At 46.1% G+C, this 21,374-nt stretch carries 18 protein-coding genes, 1 rRNA gene and 1 other annotated feature; of the genes, 18 read left to right on the plus strand and 1 reads right to left on the minus strand.

Features of this window, described 5'->3' with window-relative positions; genetic code table 11:
- Positions 1-25 precede the first annotated feature (25 nt).
- The 17 genes from BLV66_RS13070 (at position 26) to rpoC (ending at position 19,712) form a co-directional block, all read left to right on the plus strand.
- Positions 26-448, plus strand: a complete 423-nt coding sequence (locus BLV66_RS13070; RefSeq protein WP_086986642.1) for a NusG domain II-containing protein — start codon at positions 26-28, stop codon at positions 446-448.
- A 36-nt stretch (positions 449-484) separates the two neighbouring features.
- On the plus strand, positions 485-1,465 hold the full coding sequence (locus BLV66_RS13075; RefSeq protein ID WP_086986643.1) for a polyprenyl synthetase family protein: 981 nt from the start codon (positions 485-487) through the stop codon (positions 1,463-1,465).
- A 210-nt stretch (positions 1,466-1,675) separates the two neighbouring features.
- Positions 1,676-2,218: an FMN-binding protein gene (locus BLV66_RS13080; RefSeq protein ID WP_086986644.1), complete on the plus strand. Its 543-nt coding sequence runs from the start codon at positions 1,676-1,678 to the stop codon at positions 2,216-2,218.
- A 126-nt stretch (positions 2,219-2,344) separates the two neighbouring features.
- Positions 2,345-3,397 (plus strand): FAD:protein FMN transferase, encoded by a 1,053-nt coding sequence (locus BLV66_RS13085; protein WP_086986960.1) that lies wholly within the window; start codon positions 2,345-2,347, stop codon positions 3,395-3,397.
- Positions 3,398-3,408: 11 nt separating this feature from the next.
- Positions 3,409-4,350: a 1,4-dihydroxy-2-naphthoate polyprenyltransferase gene (gene menA, locus BLV66_RS13090; protein ID WP_086986645.1), complete on the plus strand. Its 942-nt coding sequence runs from the start codon at positions 3,409-3,411 to the stop codon at positions 4,348-4,350.
- Positions 4,347-4,829: a GNAT family N-acetyltransferase gene (locus BLV66_RS13095; protein WP_086986646.1), complete on the plus strand. Its 483-nt coding sequence runs from the start codon at positions 4,347-4,349 to the stop codon at positions 4,827-4,829. Before menA ends, BLV66_RS13095 begins: the two co-directional genes overlap by 4 nt.
- A gap of 282 nt (positions 4,830-5,111) precedes the next feature.
- Complete coding sequence (locus BLV66_RS13100; protein WP_086986647.1) at positions 5,112-7,286, plus strand: PTS sugar transporter subunit IIABC; 2,175 nt, start codon at positions 5,112-5,114, stop codon at positions 7,284-7,286.
- Positions 7,287-7,478: 192 nt separating this feature from the next.
- Entirely contained in the window at positions 7,479-7,631 is a 153-nt protein-coding gene (gene rpmG, locus BLV66_RS13105; protein ID WP_072763840.1) for a 50S ribosomal protein L33, read from the plus strand.
- A gap of 35 nt (positions 7,632-7,666) precedes the next feature.
- Positions 7,667-7,837, plus strand: a complete 171-nt coding sequence (secE, locus tag BLV66_RS13110; RefSeq protein WP_086628826.1) for a preprotein translocase subunit SecE — start codon at positions 7,667-7,669, stop codon at positions 7,835-7,837.
- A 139-nt stretch (positions 7,838-7,976) separates the two neighbouring features.
- Positions 7,977-8,525 carry a transcription termination/antitermination protein NusG gene (gene nusG / locus BLV66_RS13115; protein ID WP_086986648.1) on the plus strand — a complete coding sequence of 183 codons (549 nt, stop codon included), beginning with the start codon at positions 7,977-7,979 and terminating at the stop codon, positions 8,523-8,525.
- A 466-nt stretch (positions 8,526-8,991) separates the two neighbouring features.
- Positions 8,992-9,417 carry a 50S ribosomal protein L11 gene (gene rplK, locus BLV66_RS13120; RefSeq protein WP_068562458.1) on the plus strand — a complete coding sequence of 142 codons (426 nt, stop codon included), beginning with the start codon at positions 8,992-8,994 and terminating at the stop codon, positions 9,415-9,417.
- 104 nt (positions 9,418-9,521) lie between these two features.
- Entirely contained in the window at positions 9,522-10,211 is a 690-nt protein-coding gene (gene rplA, locus BLV66_RS13125; protein WP_086986649.1) for a 50S ribosomal protein L1, read from the plus strand.
- 39 nt (positions 10,212-10,250) lie between these two features.
- Positions 10,251-10,377 (plus strand) — a sequence feature (ribosomal protein L10 leader region).
- Positions 10,378-10,414: 37 nt separating this feature from the next.
- Positions 10,415-10,915: a 50S ribosomal protein L10 gene (gene rplJ, locus BLV66_RS13130; protein WP_086986650.1), complete on the plus strand. Its 501-nt coding sequence runs from the start codon at positions 10,415-10,417 to the stop codon at positions 10,913-10,915.
- An 82-nt stretch (positions 10,916-10,997) separates the two neighbouring features.
- Positions 10,998-11,363 (plus strand): 50S ribosomal protein L7/L12, encoded by a 366-nt coding sequence (rplL, locus tag BLV66_RS13135; RefSeq protein WP_086986651.1) that lies wholly within the window; start codon positions 10,998-11,000, stop codon positions 11,361-11,363.
- 135 nt (positions 11,364-11,498) lie between these two features.
- The gene (locus tag BLV66_RS13140; RefSeq protein WP_086986652.1) at positions 11,499-12,107 is read left to right on the plus strand and encodes a class I SAM-dependent methyltransferase; all 609 of its coding nucleotides are present in this window, start codon (positions 11,499-11,501) and stop codon (positions 12,105-12,107) included.
- Positions 12,108-12,420: 313 nt separating this feature from the next.
- Entirely contained in the window at positions 12,421-15,948 is a 3,528-nt protein-coding gene (gene rpoB, locus BLV66_RS13145) for a DNA-directed RNA polymerase subunit beta (RefSeq protein WP_176974279.1), read from the plus strand.
- A 119-nt stretch (positions 15,949-16,067) separates the two neighbouring features.
- Complete coding sequence (gene rpoC, locus BLV66_RS13150; RefSeq protein WP_086986654.1) at positions 16,068-19,712, plus strand: DNA-directed RNA polymerase subunit beta'; 3,645 nt, start codon at positions 16,068-16,070, stop codon at positions 19,710-19,712.
- Between the two features lie 273 nt (positions 19,713-19,985).
- Here the strand turns inward: rpoC and BLV66_RS13160 are convergent, their stop codons facing one another.
- Entirely contained in the window at positions 19,986-20,723 is a 738-nt protein-coding gene (locus tag BLV66_RS13160) for a prepilin peptidase (protein ID WP_086986656.1), read from the minus strand.
- Positions 20,724-21,235: 512 nt separating this feature from the next.
- Here BLV66_RS13160 and BLV66_RS13165 point away from each other — a divergent pair.
- Positions 21,236-21,374: ribosomal RNA gene (locus BLV66_RS13165) — 16S ribosomal RNA — on the plus strand; the annotation flags it as partial.

The following is a 21,374-nucleotide window of genomic DNA, read 5'->3' on the forward strand; positions in this document are numbered from 1 at the left end:
TCTTTTCAGAAGAGAGGGACGGGAAATGAGAAAATACCTGAAAATGATCCGTAGGGGCGACCTGCTCATCATCCTTTTTTTGATGGCGGCTTCCTTCCTGCCGTTGGGGGTCTTCTCCTATCATCAAGCCAATGCGGATAGCGCGGATAATATCGCAGTCATCAGCGTGGACGGCAAAGTGGTGAAGGAATTTGTCCTGAAAGAGGACGGCAAAACGGAGACCTATGTCTATCAGGACGACCATGGGCATGAGAATGTGATCGTGCGGGAAGGATCCCAAATCAGGATTACTTCTGCCGATTGCGACGACCAATTGTGTGTGCGCATGGGCGCGAAGGATGGCATCGGGGAGACAATCATGTGTCTGCCGAACCGTGTGCTTATTGAGGTGCGGGGTGCCCAAGGGACGACCGCGGACGATGAAGAGGCCCTCGACATTATCTCCTGAAAAATACTTTAAGGGCAGAACAAAAGGAGTTTCAGTATGAAAATTCATTCGATGTGGGACCAGTATCCGCTGTTGCAGGAGGAATTGGTCGCCACCAATGAGCTGTTGGAAAAAAACATAACGCTCAAGAACCAGGCGGTCAGGGAAGCGATCCTCGCCCGGCTGCTTTCAGGCGGAAAAATGCTGCGTCCGGCCTATTGCCTGCTGTTTTCCTACTATTCCCCGCAACGGGATGCGGAACGGGCGCAGGCGATCGCTGCGGCGGTGGAGTTGTTGCATACGGCGACGTTGATGCACGATGACGTCATCGATGAAGCCGGTACCCGCCGAGGCCAGGAGACGATGAACAGAGCATTCGGCAATCAGGTTGCCGTCTATTCGGGGGATTACCTCTTCACGGTCTGCTTCCGCTTGCTGTCTGCTTATGCAGGCGATGCGGCGGTGCTGAAAATAGACACGAATGGGATGGAGAGCATCCTGATTGGCGAGCTGAACCAGATGGATATGCGCTACAATCCGAACATGCGCATGCGCGATTATTTGCGGCAGATCCAAGGAAAGACGGCCCAGCTGTTTGCGTTGAGCTGCTATGCCGGTGCCTACGGATCGGATGAGGACGAGAAGTTGGCGCAACTGGCCTATCGGATCGGCCACGACATCGGCATGGCCTTCCAGGTCATGGATGATGTGTTGGACTACACTCAGGACGAAAAGACTTTGGGCAAGCCAGCTCTGAGCGATTTCCGCAACGGTATCTACACGGCACCTGTATTGTACGCGATGCAGGCCGACCGTAAAGCGTTCGCTGCCTATATCGCCAAGGGGGCGGATGTGACTGCTACGGAGCTCGCGGAGATCCATGGTTTGGTGGAACGCTATGGCGGCAATCTCGCTGCACAGGCCTTGGCAAAGAAGTACACGACGAAAGCGCTGAAACTGATCAAAAAGTTGCCGGATCATCCCGTAAAGGAAACGCTAACGAAATTAACTGAGCAATTACTTTATCGCAATATGTAGCGAAGCTACCCATCTGCGTTATACGAAGGGGTAGCTTTTCATTTCAATATAAAACATTAGAAAATAATGGTTTTTTTGTTAAATATATAGATTTTATTTGGCTAAAGATGTAACAAATGGTATGATAAGTAAGTGGAAAGATATAGGGAGCTTGTGATTGGTATCACATATCTGACCGCTATCATAAAAAAGAACAGGGTGGGATAGATTATGGAATTTAAGAAAACGTTATCTACGGCAACTCTTTTGCTGGCATCAACTTTCGTATTAGCGGCTTGCGGCGGTGCCGACACAGAAACTGAAACGGAATCATCAGCAGCGGCTTCATCTGAAGTTGTAGTTGAGTCTTCTTCTGAAGCTTCTTCAACAGCAGCTGAATTGCAAGACGGCACTTACACATTGGTTGAAAAGAACTTCGACACACGTGGCTGGAAAACTGAATTCTCGATTACTGTCGTGGACGGAAAAATCACAGCCTCAACATATGAGAACGTGAATGAAGCCGGCGAAAAGAAATCTGAAGATGCAGAATACCAAGCTAACATGACAGGTAAAGTTGGCCTGGGTCCTGCTGAGTACTTCCCAGCGTTGAACAACCAGTTGGTTGAAAAACAAGATCCTGAAGCGGTGGAAGTCGTAACAGGCGCTACGAATTCTTCCGAAACATTCAAGAAATATGCACAACAGTTAGTTGATGCAGCGACAGTCGGCGAAACAGACCCAATCGAAGTCGACAACGTAGTCGAAGAATAAACCAAGTTTCCGCTTTTATGGTGTATTCAGGAATAAAAAAGATTATCATAGACAGGTAGGGACAGCGTTCTTGTTCCTGCCTGTTTTTTTTAAATGTAGATATGGGGTGAATGGATGAAAAAATATATGAATAAAGTCGGGCTTTCGGGTGTAATGCTGCTGGCGCTCATTTTCGGGGGCTGCGGCAATGGCGACACGCCAGAAGAAACGACTGTACGGAAAGAACCGTATGAGAAAACGGAATTCCTGATGGGGACCTACGTGACGGTGCGTGTCTATGACGAAGGCAAAGAGGCCGTTTTGGAAAAAGCGTTCGACCGCGTGGAGGAACTGGCCGACAAGATCACTGTAAATGAACCCGGGTCGGAAATCGATGCAGTCAATACCGCGGCAGGGGCGGCGGTGGAGCTGTCTGAAGATGTCTATCCGTTGGTGAAGAGCGCTTGGGCTTACAGCGAGGCGTCCGATGGGGATTTTGACTTGTCGATCGGACCGATTACGGAACTGTGGCATATCGGCTTCGATGATGCCAGAAAGCCGGAACAGAGCGAAATCGATGCGGCATTGACTTTGGTCGATTACGAGCGCGTCGTGCTGGACGACAAGGAACAGACTGTCCAGTTGGCTGATGCGGGTATGCGGTTGGACTTGGGCGCCATCGCCAAAGGCTACATTACCGACGAAGTGAAGGAGCTGCTGGTGGAGGAAGGCGTGACGACCGCCATCATCGACCTCGGCGGTAACGTTTATGTGCTTGGGGGATCGCCGTTGCGTGAAGGGGAGTCCTGGAACGTAGGCATCCAGGATCCGTTGGCTGCGCGTGGGGAAACGATCGGCAAGACGAAGCAAAAAGACCGTTCAATCGTGACTTCGGGCATCTACGAGCGTTACATTGAAGTGGATGGCGTCAGCTACCACCATCTGATGGATCCGGAAACGGGCTATCCGTTCGATAACGACATTGCCGGCGTTTCGATACTGTCCGATAAATCGATCGATGGGGATGCCTTATCGACGCTCGTCTTCGGTCTCGGGATGGAAGCGGGTCTGGTCTATGTCAACGAACGGGACGATATCGAAGCTGTTTTTGTCACAAAGGACAAGAAAGTCTACGTTTCGGACGGTTTGGCGGATAATTTTGAACTGACGAATGACGATTATATTTGGGAAAATGAGTAGGAGTGAATGAGATGAATGTACCTGTATTTTTGGAATTTGTGGAAATCAAAACCAAGTTGGCCAGCCTGTTTCCGTTTGTGCTCGGAACCTTGTTTACGCTCTACCATTTCGGCAGCATTAATGCGCTGAACACTATTTTATTCTTCATAGCAATGGTCGTATTTGATATGGCGACGACAGCCATCAACAACACGATGGACTATGTGAAGGCGAAGAATCTGGTTTACCGCGACGAGGAGAACATCCTCGGGAAAGCTGGAATTTCCGTCAAACAAGCAGCAAAAATCATCGTTTCGATGATTGCCTTCGCGGCGTTGCTCGGCTTGATTCTGACCGCGCGGACCAATCTATTGCTGTTGGTGATCGGAGCGCTCTGTTTCGCGATCGGGATCCTGTATACATTCGGTCCGTTTCCGATTTCCCGGATGCCTCTAGGTGAAGTGGCCTCGGGGCTGACGATGGGCTTTGGCATCTTCTTCATCGCCGTTTTCGTAAACGTGCCGGCCGGAACGCTGGCGACTCTCTTGTTGCAATGGCCGAATTTTACGTTGGCTGGAAGCGTCGCGAATCTGCTGATCATCTTGCTGCAGTCGGCTCCGCTTGTGTTCAGCATCGCCAACATCATGTTGGCGAACAATATCTGCGACTATGAAACGGACATTTCCAATCACCGCTATACGTTGACTTTCTACATCGGGAAGCCGGTTGCAGTGCGCCTTTACGCCTGGTTGTATTATGGGGCTTTCGCTGCAACGACCATTTCGGTGTTGTTCGGGATCTATCCGGTTTGGATGCTTTTCATCTGGGCGATCTTCCCGATCATACAGCGCAACATCCACCGCTTCAAAGCCAAACAGGATAAAGCAACGACCTTCAACCTGGCAATCAAAAACTTGATCCTTTATCACGGGTTGGAGATCATCCTGCTGATTGTGTCACTTATCCTGAAATGATCACAATCAGGTCCGGGTCTCCGGCAGACGAGCTTTTCCTGAAGGAAATGACCTATCAAGCGATCTATTCGCCGAAAGGTGGGGGCTTTTTGCCGCGGAAAGTATTGGAAGATCGGGCAATCCGGCGCTACTATGCGGACTTCGGTAAGGAAGGCGATTTAGCATTCATAGCGCTGTCCGAGGGTGAAGCGGTCGGGGCGGTGTGGATCCGTTTTGCAACGACTGAGCAAAAAGGCTATGGCTTCGTCCGCGCAGACGTGCCGGAGCTCATGCTTGCGGTGTTGCCGGCTTTCCGCGGAGGTGGCATCGGGAAGGCGCTGCTGGAGCGGATGTTGACACATCTGCGGGCAACGGATTTGGAGGCTGTCTCCTTGAGTGTGGCCCGCTCCAATCCAGCGGGCAGCCTCTATGGGCGCTACGGATTCCGAATAGTGAAAACGCAACAAAAATCTTGCACAATGTTGCTGAATTTAACATGACTATACAATGAAACGTTTTCATAATGGCGTTTTCAAAAAAGCTTTTAAATATGTGTCCGAAATGTTACTTCTTACTTTTAATGAAAAGCCAGTTGCGTTATAATGGCTATGGATTCGGAGCGTCTTATCTTTCGGAATCTTCATTTATTGAGCAAGAAAGCGCTATATTCATCTCCTGCATTTTCCATCCGCTTAAATAAAGAGAACGAGGTCAGTTGCGATCGGAGCGGGTCAGCATGTTCCGCAGCGTAACTTTCCTTGTCCGTATTTGGAGGATTAAAAATGAAGGACAAACTTTTTGGTGTGTTACAGCGTGTTGGCCGTTCGTTCATGCTGCCAATCGCCATTTTACCAGTAGCCGGACTCTTTTTGGGTATCGGTGGGTCATTTACTAATGCTACGACACTAGAAACATATGGTTTAACGGAACTGATGGGTCAAGGGACATTCATTTATGATGTACTGAACGTAATGAACCAAGCTGGATCGGTTGTGTTTGGTAACTTGCCGTTGATCTTCGCTGTCGGCTGTGCCATTGGTATGGCGAAAGCTGAAAAAGCGACTGCATCTTTGGCGGCTGTCATCGCCTTCCTGATCATGCATTCATCCATCGGCGCTATGATCGTAGCGCGTGGCGGAGCAGATCAGTTCATCGAAGGATCAATCTCAAACGTATTGGGTATCGAGTCATTGCAAATGGGTGTTTTTGGAGGTATGATCGTCGGTTTGGGTGTTGCTGCACTTCATAATCGCTTTTATAAAATTCAATTACCAGCTGCTCTTTCATTCTTTGAAGGCACTCGTTTTGTTCCGATCATTTCATCGATCGTCTACTTGTTCGTAGGTATCCTGATGGTTTACATCTGGCCGCCAGTGCAAGAAGGCATCAATGCGATCGGTGCTTTGGTACAAGGTTCCGGTTATGCAGGAACATGGCTCTATGGTTTCATGGAGCGTGCGTTGATTCCTTTCGGTCTTCACCACGTATTCTATTTGCCTTTCTGGCAAACAGCAGTGGGCGGAACGATGGAAGTCGGCGGAAAAATGGTCGAAGGTGCACAAAACATCTTCTTCGCGCAATTAGCTGATCCTGACACAACTGTCTTCAGTGTTGCCGCTACACGTTTCATGTCAGGTAAATTCCCGTTGATGATCTTCGGATTGCCTGGTGCTGCTTTAGCGATGTACCGCACAGCTAAACCAGAAAAAAGAAAAGAAGCCGGCGGACTTTTGTTGTCTGCTGCCTTGACTTCCATGCTTACAGGTATCACTGAACCGCTGGAATTCACATTCTTATTTGTTGCTACACCGTTATATATCATCCATGCTGCTTTGGCCGGTGTTGCTTATATGCTGATGCATATGTTCAGCGTAGGTGTCGGCATGACTTTCTCAGGTGGATTCATCGATATGTTCTTGTACGGTATCCTGCAAGGGAATGCCAAAACGAACTGGATCTGGATCGTCATCATCGGTCTTGTTTACTTCGTAGTCTACTACTTCCTGTTCTCGTTCTTGATCAAGAAGTTCAACTACAAGACTCCGGGTCGTGAAGATGATTCGACTGAAGTGAAGCTGTATACACGTGCTGACATGAATGCGAAAGCGCAAGAAGGCGCTACAGATGTTGCGTCAATCGTGAAAAATGAAACGGATGAAATGTCTGCTTCCATCATTTATGGTCTGGGTGGCGCAGCGAACATCGTCGACGTCGACAGCTGTGCGACACGTCTGCGTACAACTGTAGCAAACGGAGATTTGGTTGATGCAGAATTATTGAAGGGCACGGGAGCTTCCGGCGTCATCCATAAAGGAAACGGCGTTCAAGTTGTTTACGGACCGAAAGTTTCTAACATCAAATCAAACCTGGAAGAATTCATTGAAAGCGGCAGTGCCGCAAAACTGCCTTCCAAAGAAGAATACTATGGTCTGAAGGCTGTTGAAAAAACAGAAGAAAAAGCAACAGTAACACCAGAAGCACCTGCTGCTGAAGAAAAAGCGACAGTTGCCACTACTTTGCGTTCGCCTATCGCTGGTATCGCCATTCCATTGACGCAAGTGGATGATGCTGCCTTCGCTAGTGAAGCATTGGGTAAAGGGATCGCAATCGAACCTGCAGTCGGTGAAGTTGTTTCGCCGATTAACGGTAAAGTCGTCATGGTTTTCGATACGAAGCATGCTATCGGTCTTGAATCGGACGAAGGTGTTGAAATTTTGATCCATATCGGATTGGATACAGTCAATCTGAAAGGTGAAGGTTTCACCACTTATGTTAAGGCTGGAGATTTTGTTGAAGTGGGAGACAAATTGGTTGATTTCGATATCGACTTCATCAAAGCTTCCGGTTACAAGACAACTACTCCTATGGTAATCACAAACACTTTCAATTACAAAAATATTGAAGTTGTTGCAGAAGGTACTGTAGATCTTGGCGATGCAATCGTTACAGTTCAATAAGAAGTAAGATTCAACGCGGATAAGGTAATGCAGAAATGAATAGCGCAACAAAAAGGTTTCCGGTCTCAGAACCGGAGGCCTTTTTGTGTTTTTGGGCGTATCCGCAAAAATAAAAAGGTTGACTATTTGGGGCAGGCGCTCTAATATTAGCTTGTATTGTGTACACAAATAGAGAGAAAATAGGTGAGCGACATGGCTATAAGAAAAGCCGCATTAGCCTGTACCGTATGTGGATCAAGGAACTACACCATCACACCTACTGAAAAAGGTCGTACAGAACGTTTGGAAGTCAAGAAATTTTGCCGGTACTGCGGAAAGCATACCTTGCACAAAGAAACGAAATAAAGACGAAACTGGCAACATATAGTAGGAGGATAAGCATGAAATTTCTGAAGAGCGTAGCGGATGAAATGAAGCAAGTGACTTGGCCGACTGGTAAGGAATTAGCAAAATATACAAATACGGTAGTCGTTACAACCATTCTATTCGGAATATTTTTTGCCGCAGTAGATTTTGGGATCACAGAGGCAATGGATTTAATCTTAAATTAAAAGAAGATTTGTAGCCATACGGTCTTCGTGATGCTATAATGTTAACGCCGTACAGAAGGAACCTTTCAAAGACAGGAAGGTTTTTTTGTTTACAAAAAACGAAGTCAAATAAAAATCCACCAAGAAAGAAGATGCAGAAATGGAAACGATCGAAAACGAAAAACAATGGTATGTATTGCACACTTATTCAGGTTATGAGAACAAAGTAAAACTGAACATCGAATCGCGTGCGCAAAGCATGAACATGGAAGACCATATCTTCCGCGTCGTCATCCCGGAAGAAGAGCAAGTGGAAGTGAAGGACGGCAAAGAGAAGGCGACTACGCAAAAAACCTTCCCTGGTTACGTATTGGTTGAGATGATCATGTCTGATGAAGCGTGGTTCGTTGTCCGTAATACACCGGGCGTTACCGGTTTCGTCGGATCGCATGGAGCGGGCAGCAAGCCGTCCGCTTTATTGAATGAAGAAATCGAAGTTATTCTGAAGCGCATGGGCATGAGCACACGTATGCACGACGTGAAATTCGAAAAAGGCGAGCCTGTCACCATCACTGATGGCGCATTCAATGGCTTGTCAGGGTTCGTTGAAGAAGTGGATAGTGACAAAGGCAAGTTGAAAGTCATGATCGAAATGTTCGGCCGCGAAACGATTGCGGAACTGGATTACGACCAAGTAGATAAAGGATAGTAAAAGCGGAACGGGTTCGTCCAGCCCTGGAAGAAATTTAGGAAATCGTGCCATGCAACGTTCCCTACGGTCACCTTGTACTGGGGGACTCTAAGGGATGAATCCCTAAGAGTCCCATGCAACTGAGCATCGTAGAGCGCAATATGCTGAGAGACTTCCTGCGTTAGCAGGTTAGTCGAACAGTATCCTTGGCTCGCAGAGACAAGGGGTTCCTTTATCCTTTCCGAAGGGCTAACCCGTGAAGCTAGCCATCGCTTTAAGAGGATGGATTATTTTTCAAACTTGTAGGTCACCAAAGGTGATGCGCTAAAACGGTTAGAAAAATTTAGATGGTAGCTAAAAAACTATTGCATTAATTTGGGTGTACTGATATAATATATCGGTACGTTCAGGCGTATGGATTGAGTGGGAGGGGAAATCTTAACCCCATTAAACCACATCACGAACAATCAAGGAGGTATGTCTCGTGGCTAAAAAAGTTGTTAAATTAGTTAAGTTACAAATTCCTGCAGGTAAAGCATCTCCTGCTCCACCAGTAGGTCCAGCTTTGGGTCAAGCACAAGTAAACATCATGGGATTCTGTAAAGAATTCAATGCACGTACAGCTGACCAAGCAGGTATGATCATTCCCGTTGTCATTTCTGTATATGAAGATCGTTCATTCACCTTCATTACTAAAACTCCTCCAGCTCCAGTATTGTTGAAAAAAGCTGCAGGTATCGAATCAGGTTCAGGCGAACCGAACAAGAAAAAAGTTGGTACCGTAACACGTGACCAAGTTAAAGAAATCGCTGAAACAAAAATGGTAGACTTAAATGCAGCAGACGTAGAAGCTGCTATGCGTATGGTCGAAGGTACTGCCCGTTCAATGGGTATTACAGTTCAAGACTAATTCAAAAGGCAGCTTCTCATGTGGCCTTCCGAACGCTCGTTAGACGTTTTTGGCCACACGTGGGAGGTTAATCCGTTAAAACCACAATCTAGGAGGAAAATTCAATGGCTAAAAAAAGTAAAAAATTCCAAGATGCTGCCAAAAAAGTGGATTCTACTAAATCATATTCAGTAGAAGAAGCAGTAGCATTAGCGAAAGAAGTCGATTTTGCAAAATTCGACGCAACTGTTGAGGTCGCTTACCGTTTAGGGATCGACACTCGTAAAAATGATCAACAAATCCGTGGAGCAGTCGTGCTTCCAAACGGAACTGGTAAAACACAACGCGTTTTAGTGTTCGCTAAAGGCGAAAAAGCTAAAGAAGCTGAAGCTGCTGGTGCAGACTACGTAGGCGACGCAGACATGGTTCAAAAAATCCAAGGCGGATGGTTTGACTTTGATGTTGTCGTTGCAACTCCTGACATGATGGGTGAAGTTGGACGTTTGGGTCGTGTATTGGGACCTAAAGGCTTGATGCCAAACCCTAAAACAGGTACTGTAACAATGGACGTAACGAAAGCTATTGACGAAATCAAAGCTGGTAAAGTTACATACCGTGCTGACAAAGCTGGTAACATCCACGTTCCTATCGGTAAAGTATCATTCGACGATGCTAAATTGTTGGAAAACTTCCGTACGATCAACGATGTAATCGTGAAAGCTAAACCAGCAACTGCTAAAGGCCAATACATTAAAAATGTAAGTGTAACAACTACATTTGGACCTGGCGTTAAAGTGGACGCAAGCTCTTTATAAAAAAACCTTGACCTGAACGACTATCTTTGGTATAGTCGTTGAGGTTAATATATGCTACCGAAGACAGCAGGGGGTGCGAGCCTTAATATACCTGCCGAGGAAGAATCCAATGAGATATTTATGGATCCTCTATGTCTAGGTGACATAGAGTTTTTTGTTTTTACAAGAAATTCTATCATAAAATCCAGGGGGTGAAATATAAGATGAGTGAAGCTGCTATTGCAAAAAAACAACTGTTGGTTGAAGAACTGACAACAAAAATCCAAGAATCCGCATCTGTAGTCGTTGTTGATTATTTAGGTCTTACTGTTGAACAGGTGACTGAATTAAGAAAACAATTGCGTGAAGCTGGCGTAGAAATGAAAGTTATCAAAAACTCTCTAATGATACGTGCTGCTGTCGCTGCAGGTTTGGAAGGAATGGAAAGCATTTTCAAAGGACCTACTGCTGTTGCATTCAGTTCTGAAGATGTTGTTGCTCCAGCCAAAATTATGGCTGAATTCGCAAAAACTGCTGATAAACTAGAAATCAAAGGTGGTATCGTTGAAGGTAACGTTTCTTCTAAAGAAGAAATCGAAGCTTTGGCAAAACTACCAAACCGCGAAGGTATGCTTTCTATGTTACTTTCAGTATTACAAGCTCCAGTCCGCAACTTTGCGTTGGCTATTAAAGCTGTATCCGAGAAAGACGGCGAAGCTGCATAATTTGCAGTTCTGTTGAAAAATGAAACACAAGCTTCCTGTCGGAGGCACAAAAAAACTTAAACCAAAAACGGAGGAACACAAAATGTCATTAAACATCGAAGCAATCATTGCTGACATCAAAGTAGCAACAGTTTTAGAATTAAACGACTTAGTAAAAGCTATCGAAGAAGAATTCGGCGTAACAGCTGCAGCTCCAGTAGCAGCAGCAGGTGCAGTAGCGGCAGCTGAAGAAGAGCAAACTGAATTCAACGTTGAATTAACTTCAACTGGCGATTCAAAAATCAAAGTAATCAAAGTTGTACGTGAAGCTACAGGCCTAGGCTTGAAAGAAGCTAAAGCTCTAGTTGACGGCGCTCCTGGCGTTATCAAAGAAGCTGTATCTAAAGAAGATGCTGAAGCATTGAAAGCTCAATTAGAAGAAGTTGGCGCTTCTGTAACAATTAAATAATCTTTTTTCAAAAGATTATTTCTACAGAAACACAATTCTTGATTGTGTAAATAGACTAGCCAGGATAAGCAATTATCCTGGCTTTTCTTATATTTTCCGTGCAGTATCGGACTTCCGTCAGAAGGAGTTGGAAATATGTCAAATCATTACTACACAAAGAACCCTGAAACCGAAAGCAAAGAAACTTCCTGGACGTTCCCTTTGCGGGATCGTGAATTCCGTTTTATCTCGGACAGCGGCGTCTTCTCCAAAAAAACGGTCGATTTCGGTTCGCGCTTGTTGATCGAAAGCTTCCGCTTGAATGAGGAAGTGGCCGGGGATATCCTCGATGTCGGCTGCGGTTACGGTCCGATGGGGCTTGCGCTCGCGCATGCTTATCCTGCCAGGTTGGTGGAGATGGTGGACGTAAACGAGCGGGCTATGTCTTTGGCACGCAGAAATGCGGAAGCCAACAACATCCGCAATGTGAAAGTCTACGAATCGAATACCTATGACCAAGTACCGGAAGGAAGGCAATTCGCTGCAATCGTCAGCAATCCGCCGATCCGCGCCGGGAAGCAAGTCGTCCATCGTATCCTGTCGGAAGCACACACGCATCTCTTGCCGGGTGGCACGCTGACTGTGGTTATCCAAAAGAAGCAAGGCGCGCCGAGTGCTGAACAGAAAATGCTGGATGTCTTCGGGAATGTCGAAGTCATCGCACGCGACAAAGGATATTGGATCATCCAGTCGGTCAAGGCTTAATGCGCGTCCCGGATCGCTCCGGATACGAGTAGAAGGCTGTTGACAAATGAAATCCATGTGTGTAGAATAGTAAGGTAATATAGACGCATAAGATAATTCAGAAAACGCGACTGAAATATTGTCCAGACGCGCTTTTCGAGGCAGAAAACAAAAGAAAGAGTAATTTTCTCAGAAATTGCAACCTTCTTTTGGTTTTTTTTGCCAAAAAAACGTTGCGGAATGTATATGTAACAAAAACGTAACACTTGTTGCGAAAACGCAACATAAGAGTGTGTTGTCGCTAAATGTCTAAATTTAAGTAGGGGTGAAGAAGTTGTTAGGGCATAATGAAAAATTCGGGAAACAACGTACCCGCAGAAGTTATTCGCGTATCAGTGAAGTGTTAGAGCTTCCTAACCTGATTGAGATTCAATCGGATTCTTATGAATGGTTCCTGGAAACTGGGATCAAAGAGATGTTCAAGGACATCACGCCGATCGAAGATCACACAGGGAACTTAGCATTGGAATTTGTCGACTATGAATTCCATGATCCAAAATACACTGTTTCAGAAGCACGTGCACATGATGCCAACTACTCGGCACCGATTTATGTAAAACTGCGTTTGATCAACAAAGAAACAGGCGAAATCAAAGACCAGGAAGTTTTCTTCGGTGACTTCCCATTAATGACAGACATGGGTACCTTCATCATCAACGGAGCGGAACGTGTTATCGTCTCCCAATTGGTTCGTTCTCCGGGTGTGTATTTCCATAACAAGATGGACAAAAACGGAAAAGAAAGCTTCGGAAACACATTGATTCCTAACCGTGGCGCATGGTTGGAATATGAAACAGATGCGAAAGACATCTCTTACGTCCGTATCGATCGCACCAGAAAAATCCCGTTGACCGTATTGGTCCGCGCATTGGGATTCGGTTCGGATGATCAGATTCTTGAAATCTTCGGCGACCACGAAAGCTTACGTTTGACTATGGAAAAAGACGTGCATAAAAACGCATCGGACTCCAGAACAGAAGAAGCGTTGAAAGACGTCTACGAGAGACTTCGTCCAGGTGAACCGAAAACGGCCGACAGCTCACGTAACTTGCTGAATGCCCGTTTCTTCGATCCAAGAAGATATGATATGGCTCCTGTTGGACGCTATAAAGTAAATAAAAAATTGAATGTCAAAACACGCTTGTACAACCAGATATTGGCTGAAACATTGGTCGATCCTGAAACAGGTGAAATCATCGCAGAAAAAGGGACTGAATTGGACCGCGGCATGATGGAACGCTTAACGCCTTATTTGGACAATGGCTTGAACCAAGTGACATTGTATCCTTCTGACGATGGCGTTGTGACTGATCCTGTTGTTATGCAAGTAGTGAAAGTCTACTCTAAGAAAGACCCTGAAAAAGTCATCAACATCATCGGAAATTCCGAAATTGCTGACGATATCAAACATCTGACGACTGCCGACATCTTTGCTTCCATGAACTACTTCTTCAACCTTACTGAAGGATTGGGAACAACGGACGACATCGACCACTTGGGGAACAGACGTATCCGTTCAGTCGGAGAGTTGTTGCAGAACCAATTCCGTATCGGTTTATCACGGATGGAGCGTGTCGTGCGCGAAAGAATGTCCATCCAGGATGTTTCTACCGTAACGCCGCAACAATTGATCAACATCCGCCCTGTAGTGGCTGCAATCAAAGAATTCTTTGGTTCATCCCAATTGTCACAGTTCATGGACCAAACGAATCCATTGGGCGAATTGACGCACAAACGTCGTCTTTCTGCCTTAGGACCCGGCGGTTTGACGAGAGACCGTGCCGGATATGAAGTCCGAGATGTTCACTATTCCCATTATGGCCGTATGTGTCCAATCGAAACGCCTGAGGGCCCGAATATCGGACTGATCAATAGCTTGTCCAGTTATGCAAAAATCAACAAATATGGCTTCATTGAAACGCCATACCGTCGTGTCGACTGGAACACGCACAAAGTTACTAATATCATCGACTACTTGACCGCTGACGAAGAAGATAACTTCACTGTTGCACAAGCTAACTCGGTCCTATTGGAAGATGGAAGCTTCGCAAACAATATCGTCATGGCCCGTTATATCCATGACAACTTGGAAGTTCCGATCGAACGCGTCGATTACATGGACGTTTCTCCAAAACAAGTAGTTGCTGTAGCGACAGCCTGCATTCCGTTCTTGGAAAACGATGACTCCAACCGTGCTTTGATGGGTGCCAACATGCAACGTCAAGCTGTGCCGTTGATCAACCCGCAAGCACCGTTTGTCGGTACCGGGATGGAATACAAAGCCGCTCATGACTCAGGTGCAGCTCTGTTGTGCCAGAATGATGGTGTGGTTGAATACGTGGATGCCAAAGAAATCCGTGTCCGTCGTGACAATGGTGCTTTGGATAAATACGAAATCATCAAGTTCCAACGTTCCAACTCAGGAACTTGCTATAACCAACGTCCAATCGTAGCTTTAGGCGACCGTGTCGATGTCGGCGAGACATTAGCGGATGGCCCGTCTATGGAAAAGGGCGAAATGGCTCTTGGACAGAACGTTTTGGTTGCCTTCATGACTTGGGAAGGTTACAACTACGAGGATGCTGTTATCATGAACGAACGTCTTGTGCGTGATGATGTGTACACTTCTATCCATATCGAAGAATACGAATCAGAAGCACGTGATACGAAACTTGGACCTGAAGAAATCACCCGCGAATTGCCTAACGTCGGCGAAGATGCTTTGAAAGATCTTGACGAGCGCGGCATCATCCGCATCGGTGCGGAAGTCAAAGACGGAGATATTCTGGTCGGTAAAGTCACTCCTAAAGGGATGACGGAACTGTCAGCTGAAGAACGTCTGTTGCACGCCATCTTCGGTGAAAAAGCCCGCGAAGTGCGCGATACATCGTTACGTGTTCCTCACGGCGGCGGCGGTATCGTCCACGATGTGAAGATCTTTACTCGTGAAGCAGGGGACGAATTGTCACCTGGCGTGAATCTGTTGGTGCGTGTCTATATCGTTCAAAAACGTAAGATCAACGAAGGGGATAAAATGGCCGGACGTCATGGTAACAAAGGGGTTGTATCCCGTATCATGCCTGAAGAAGATATGCCATATATGCCAGACGGCACTCCTGTTGACATCATGTTGAACCCTCTTGGGGTACCATCGCGTATGAACATCGGACAAGTATTGGAACTTCACTTAGGCATGGCTGCCCGTTCGTTAGGCATCTACGTCGCATCTCCAGTATTTGATGGAGCGGATGAAGATGACGTTTGGGGTACAGTGGCTGAAGCCGGTATGGCGAACGATGCCAAGACGATCCTTTATGATGGCCGTACAGGTCAACCATTCGATAACCGTGTATCTGTCGGCGTCATGTACTATCTGAAACTGTCCCACATGGTTGATGATAAATTGCATGCTCGTTCAACTGGACCATACTCTTTAGTTACGCAACAGCCGTTGGGTGGTAAAGCTCAGTTCGGTGGACAACGTTTCGGAGAGATGGAAGTTTGGGCACTGGAAGCTTATGGTGCTGCCTATACATTGCAAGAAATCTTGACATACAAATCAGATGATGTTGTCGGTCGTGTGAAAACATACGAAGCGATCGTCAAAGGCGAAACAATTCCTCGTCCAGGTGTACCTGAATCATTCCGCGTATTGGTGAAAGAATTGCAAGCACTCGGATTGGATATGAAAGTGCTTGATGAAGCAGAAGAAGAAATCGAATTACGCGACATGGATGAAGAAGACGATGTTGTGAATATGGAAAGATTAAATAAACAATCTGAAGCAATGAAGAGAGACTAATTCGTGTTCCCGGACGCTGCTGAGGCGTTCGGGTGCATGTTTGATCAAAGCGCATTGCCTCACGAGAAACGCAGATAGAGCATTTTGGGCAGCTCAAAGAATAAAGGGAGGTTGGCCCCTTGATAGACGTTAATAAATTTGAAAGTATGCAAATCTCTTTGGCTTCTCCTGATAAGATCCGTAGCTGGTCTTACGGGGAAGTTAAAAAACCAGAAACAATCAACTACAGAACACTGAAACCTGAAAAAGAAGGTTTGTTCTGTGAGAGAATTTTTGGACCGCAAAAGGACTGGAAATGTTCATGTGGTAAATACAATGGTATCCGTTACAAAGGGATCGTTTGCGATCGCTGTGGCGTTGAAGTAACCCGCGCTAAGGTCCGTCGTGAAAGAATGGGCCATATCGAATTGGCTGCTCCTGTAACCCATGTATGGTACTTCAAAGGGATTCCTAGCCGTATGGGGCTTGTATTGGATATGAGTCCGCGCGCGTTGGAAGAAATCATTTACTTCGCTTCATACGTTGTCATCGAACCAGGTGACACTGTGTTGGAATCGAAACAGTTGCTGACGGAAAGAGAATACCGTGACAAACGGGCGCAATTCGGAAATAGTTTCCATGCGGCCATGGGTGCGGAAGCCATCAAGCAATTGCTTGATCGCGTCGATGTCGATACTGAATGTGAACAATTAAAAGAAGACTTGAAATCCGCGACTGGACAAAAACGTACGCGTGCAATCCGTCGTTTGGACATCCTGGATGCTTTCCGTTCTTCAGGAAATAAACCTAGCTGGATGATCATGGATGTAATCCCGGTTATCCCTCCAGATTTGCGTCCGATGGTGCAATTGGAAGGCGGACGTTTCGCTACGAGTGACTTGAACGATCTGTATCGTCGCGTCATCAACCGTAACAATCGTTTGAAACGCTTATTGGATCTAAACGCACCAAACATCATCGTCCAAAATGAAAAACGCATGCTTCAGGAAGCTGTCGATGCTTTGATCGATAATGGTCGTCGTGGCCGTCCTGTAACAGGACCAGGTAACCGTCCGTTGAAATCACTTTCTCATATGTTGAAAGGGAAACAAGGTCGTTTCCGTCAAAACTTACTGGGTAAACGTGTCGACTATTCCGGTCGTTCCGTAATCGTTGTTGGACCATTCCTAAAAATGTACCAATGCGGATTGCCGAAAGAAATGGCCATTGAATTATTCAAGCCGTTTTTGATGAAAGAATTAGTAGGCCGCGATATCGCAAGCAACATCAAAAATGCAAAACGTAAAATTGATCGTATGGACGACGATGTCTGGGATGTATTGGAAGATGTCATCAGAGAACATCCCGTATTGTTGAACCGCGCACCGACGCTTCACCGTTTGGGTATCCAAGCGTTTGAACCGGTTCTGGTCGAAGGTAAAGCAATCCGTCTTCACCCGTTGGTATGTGAAGCCTACAACGCCGATTTCGATGGTGACCAAATGGCCGTCCACGTACCGCTAGGCGAAGAAGCGCAAGCAGAAGCCCGTCTATTGATGCTGGCTGCACAGAACATCTTGAATCCAAAAGATGGTAAACCAGTCGTAACACCATCCCAGGATATGGTCTTGGGTAACTATTACCTGACTCTGGAAGAAATAAATAAAGTCGGCGAAGGAATGATCTTCTCCAATGCGGAAGAAGCTGGCCTGGCTTATGAAGGTGGCTTTGTCCATCTGCATACAAGAGTAGCGATCAGCACGAATTCGTTGCCTAAGAAACCATGGACAGAATGGCAAAGAGGCCGTCTGTTGGTAACGACAGTCGGTAAGATCTTCTTCAACGAAATCATGCCTGATGAATTCCCGTACCTGAATGAACCGACTCAATTCAACTTGGATGTTGCGACTCCGGATAAATATTTTGCCGAACCCGGCGAAGATATTCCGGCGTTCATCAAAAAACAAGAAATTGTCGGACCGTTCAAGAAGAAATATCTTGGGAACATCATTGCTGCAGTATTCAAGAAGTTCCAAGTAACGGAAACTTCGAAGATGCTGGACAAAATGAAGGACCTGGGTTACAAAATCTCGACTCGTGCAGGTATCACTGTAGGGATCGCCGATATCTTGGTATTGGAATCCAAAGCGGAAATCCTGGAAAGAGCCCACAAAAAAGTTGATAACATCATGAAACAATTCCGTCGTGGTCTGATCACTGATGATGAAAGATACACCAGCGTCATCATGACTTGGAACATGGCTAAGGACGAAATCCAAATCGAACTGATGAAGACATTGGGACAAGAAAACCCGATCTTCATGATGAGTGATTCCGGAGCCCGTGGTAACATCTCCAACTTTACCCAGTTGGCAGGTATGCGTGGTTTGATGGCTGCTCCAAACGGTAAGATCATGGAATTGCCGATCACTTCGAACTTCCGTGAAGGACTAAGTGTTTTGGAAATGTTTATCTCTACCCATGGAGCTCGTAAAGGGATGACCGATACAGCCTTGAAGACAGCCGATTCAGGTTACCTGACACGTCGTTTGGTTGACGTGGCGCAAGATGTCATCATCCGTGAAGACGATTGCGGAACCGATCGTGGTCTGATAGTCCGTTCCATCCGAGAAGGCAATGAAGTCATTGAAGACTTGGAAGAGCGTCTGATTGGCCGTTATGCTCAAAAAACAGTTATCCATCCTGGGAACGGCAACGTTCTTGCAGTGCATAACCAATTAATCACAGAAGATATGGCGAAAGAAATCATTGATGCCGGTATCGAAGAAGTGACGATCCGTTCCGTGTTCACTTGCCACACTAGACACGGCGTCTGCAAACGTTGCTACGGCCGCAACTTGGCTACTGGTTCAAATGTTGAAGTTGGTGAAGCAGTCGGTACGATCGCTGCCCAATCCATCGGGGAACCAGGTACTCAATTGACCATGCGTACATTCCATACGGGTGGGGTTGCCGGAGACGATATCACACAAGGTTTGCCGCGTATCCAAGAAATCTTTGAAGCGCGTAATCCGAAAGGGCAAGCGATCATCACAGAAGTTACCGGGGAAGTTGTCTCCATCGATGAAAGTGCGTCCGATCGTTCCAAAGAAGTAACAGTCAAAGGTATCACGGATACAAGAACGTATACCATCCCTTACACTGCACGTACGAAAGTGGCTGAAGGCGACATCGTTCACCGTGGTGATCCATTGACTGAAGGATCCATCGAACCTAAGAGCTTGCTACGCGTCCGCGATGTACTGTCTGTTGAGACTTACTTGTTGCGCGAAGTTCAGAAAGTATACCGTATGCAAGGGGTAGAAATCGGCGACAAGCATATCGAAGTTATGGTCCGTCAAATGTTGCGTAAAGTCCGCGTTATGGATCCGGGTTCAACAGATATCTTGCCAGGTACACTGATGGATATCTCAGATTTCGAAGACCGTAACCGTTCTGTCATCAACGCTGGGGAAGTTCCAGCAACAGCCCGTCCAGTCTTGTTGGGTATCACAAAAGCGTCCTTGGAAACAAACAGCTTCTTGTCTGCTGCTTCCTTCCAAGAAACGACTCGTGTCCTGACGGATGCTGCGATCCGCGGCAAGAAAGACTCCTTATTGGGTCTTAAAGAGAATGTTATCATCGGTAAGATCATTCCTGCTGGTACAGGTATGGCCCGCTACCGTAAGATGGAGCCGAAAGCCGTCGAAGCTGAAAGTGAGAGCGTCTATAGCATCACTGATACAGCAGAAACAGGTTCTAACCTATCTGATTACAGAGGATAAAAAAAACGTCTTGGAAAAGCAAATTGCTTTTCCAGGACGTTTTTTTGCTGTTCGGTGGTATGATTTTCCAGTCTGGGATTCGAATTTGGTGGCGCAATTCCCCGCGAAAATGGGTTTGGCGGAGAATATCATGTTGTCCACGGACGATTTTCCCCGCCGATGTGGTTTTGGCGGTTTTTCTGACTATTATTTGAACTAATTTTCCTCGTCAAAATGGTTTTGACGGGTTATTTCTATGCATAAATTCAATTCCTATATGGAATCAAAGAGGCATTAATGGATCAAAAGCACTTGCGCAAAGTGCACAACGACAGCAGCAGCGGCTAGGAAGGGCCCGAAAGGCACTCTGCGCTGCAAGGAGCTGCCTTTCGTCATGTGAGTGTGCAGAAAATAGGAACCCGCGGAGAAACTGGCCAACAGGATGATGAACAAGGTGGGCTCCAACCCGAAAGTGAAGCTCAAGATCGAAAGCAGTTTAACATCGCCGCCCCCGATCCCGTCAGGAAGAGCGAGACATGTGAAAAACAACAAGGAAAAAATCACAAAGAAACTGATGAAGGCTGCCGACCAATCCGCAACCGGAAGCACGGCTTGGCGAAACACGACACCAAACAACAATAAGAGCTGGAAGCGATCGGGAATCAACAGATAGAGATAATCGGCAATCGATATGACCAGCAACAGAGAGAATACAGAGGCGAGAGCGACCAACTGCAATACGTCTGTTGCGTAGAAATAATAGAGCAGACATGCCAAGAAGCCGGAGATGATTTCTGAAGTGAAATACAGCGCGTCTATTTTTGTTGTGCAGTACGCACATTTCCCGCGGTGGCATACATAAGAAAAAATTGGAAAAAGATCTTTGGTCTGCAGAGTGTGCTGACAAGCGACGCAGTGTGATCGTTTAGTGGTGAAGTTTTCTTTGATGGGAATACGCGTTCCCAGGACAGTGAAGAAGGATCCGAAAATGGATCCGAAATAAAAGATGGATACATAAGCAATGATGGTCAAAACAATTCCTCCTTGACGAACAAACTGACTATAATATCCGCAACTATTCTGTGGAATCTTTTTGTCTGCGGTTTCGGGAAAAATTGGCAGCCCATTGTTAAAAAATATTCCTTTTTATTGTTGACAGAGCGTCTGTCGGATGGTAGACTGTTTAAGTTGTCAAATTAATCTTTTGTCCCGATGGAAAATAGTTGTTGACAGATGATTCTAGATTTGATAATATATAAGAGTTGCTACTGCAGTTCGAAAATGTTTGAAATATCGTCAAAAAATATTTCGAAAAGACGTTGACAACGAACTGGTCAAGTGGTATTATAAATAAGCAATCACGTAACACGTGATACACGATTGACCTTTGAAAACTGAATAAAGAATGAACGAACCAAATGTGCAAGGAGCTTAGACTTAGGTCGAAGCAAACGAAGACGATACTTTGTATCGCAAACATAAAGTCAGCAAAAAATTAAGAGCAATCAGCTTAACGTGTAGGATTTCTGTACAAGAGTCCACATTTACATGAGAGTTTGATCCTGGCTCAGGACGAACGCTGGCGGCGTGCCTAATACATGCAAGTCGAACGGTCTTTTCTATGGAAGCTTGCTTCCACTGAGAAGATAGTGGCGGACGGGTGAGTAACACGTGGGTAACCTG

Source organism: Trichococcus collinsii, from assembly GCF_900107505.1.
Lineage (GTDB): Bacteria > Bacillota > Bacilli > Lactobacillales > Aerococcaceae > Trichococcus > Trichococcus collinsii.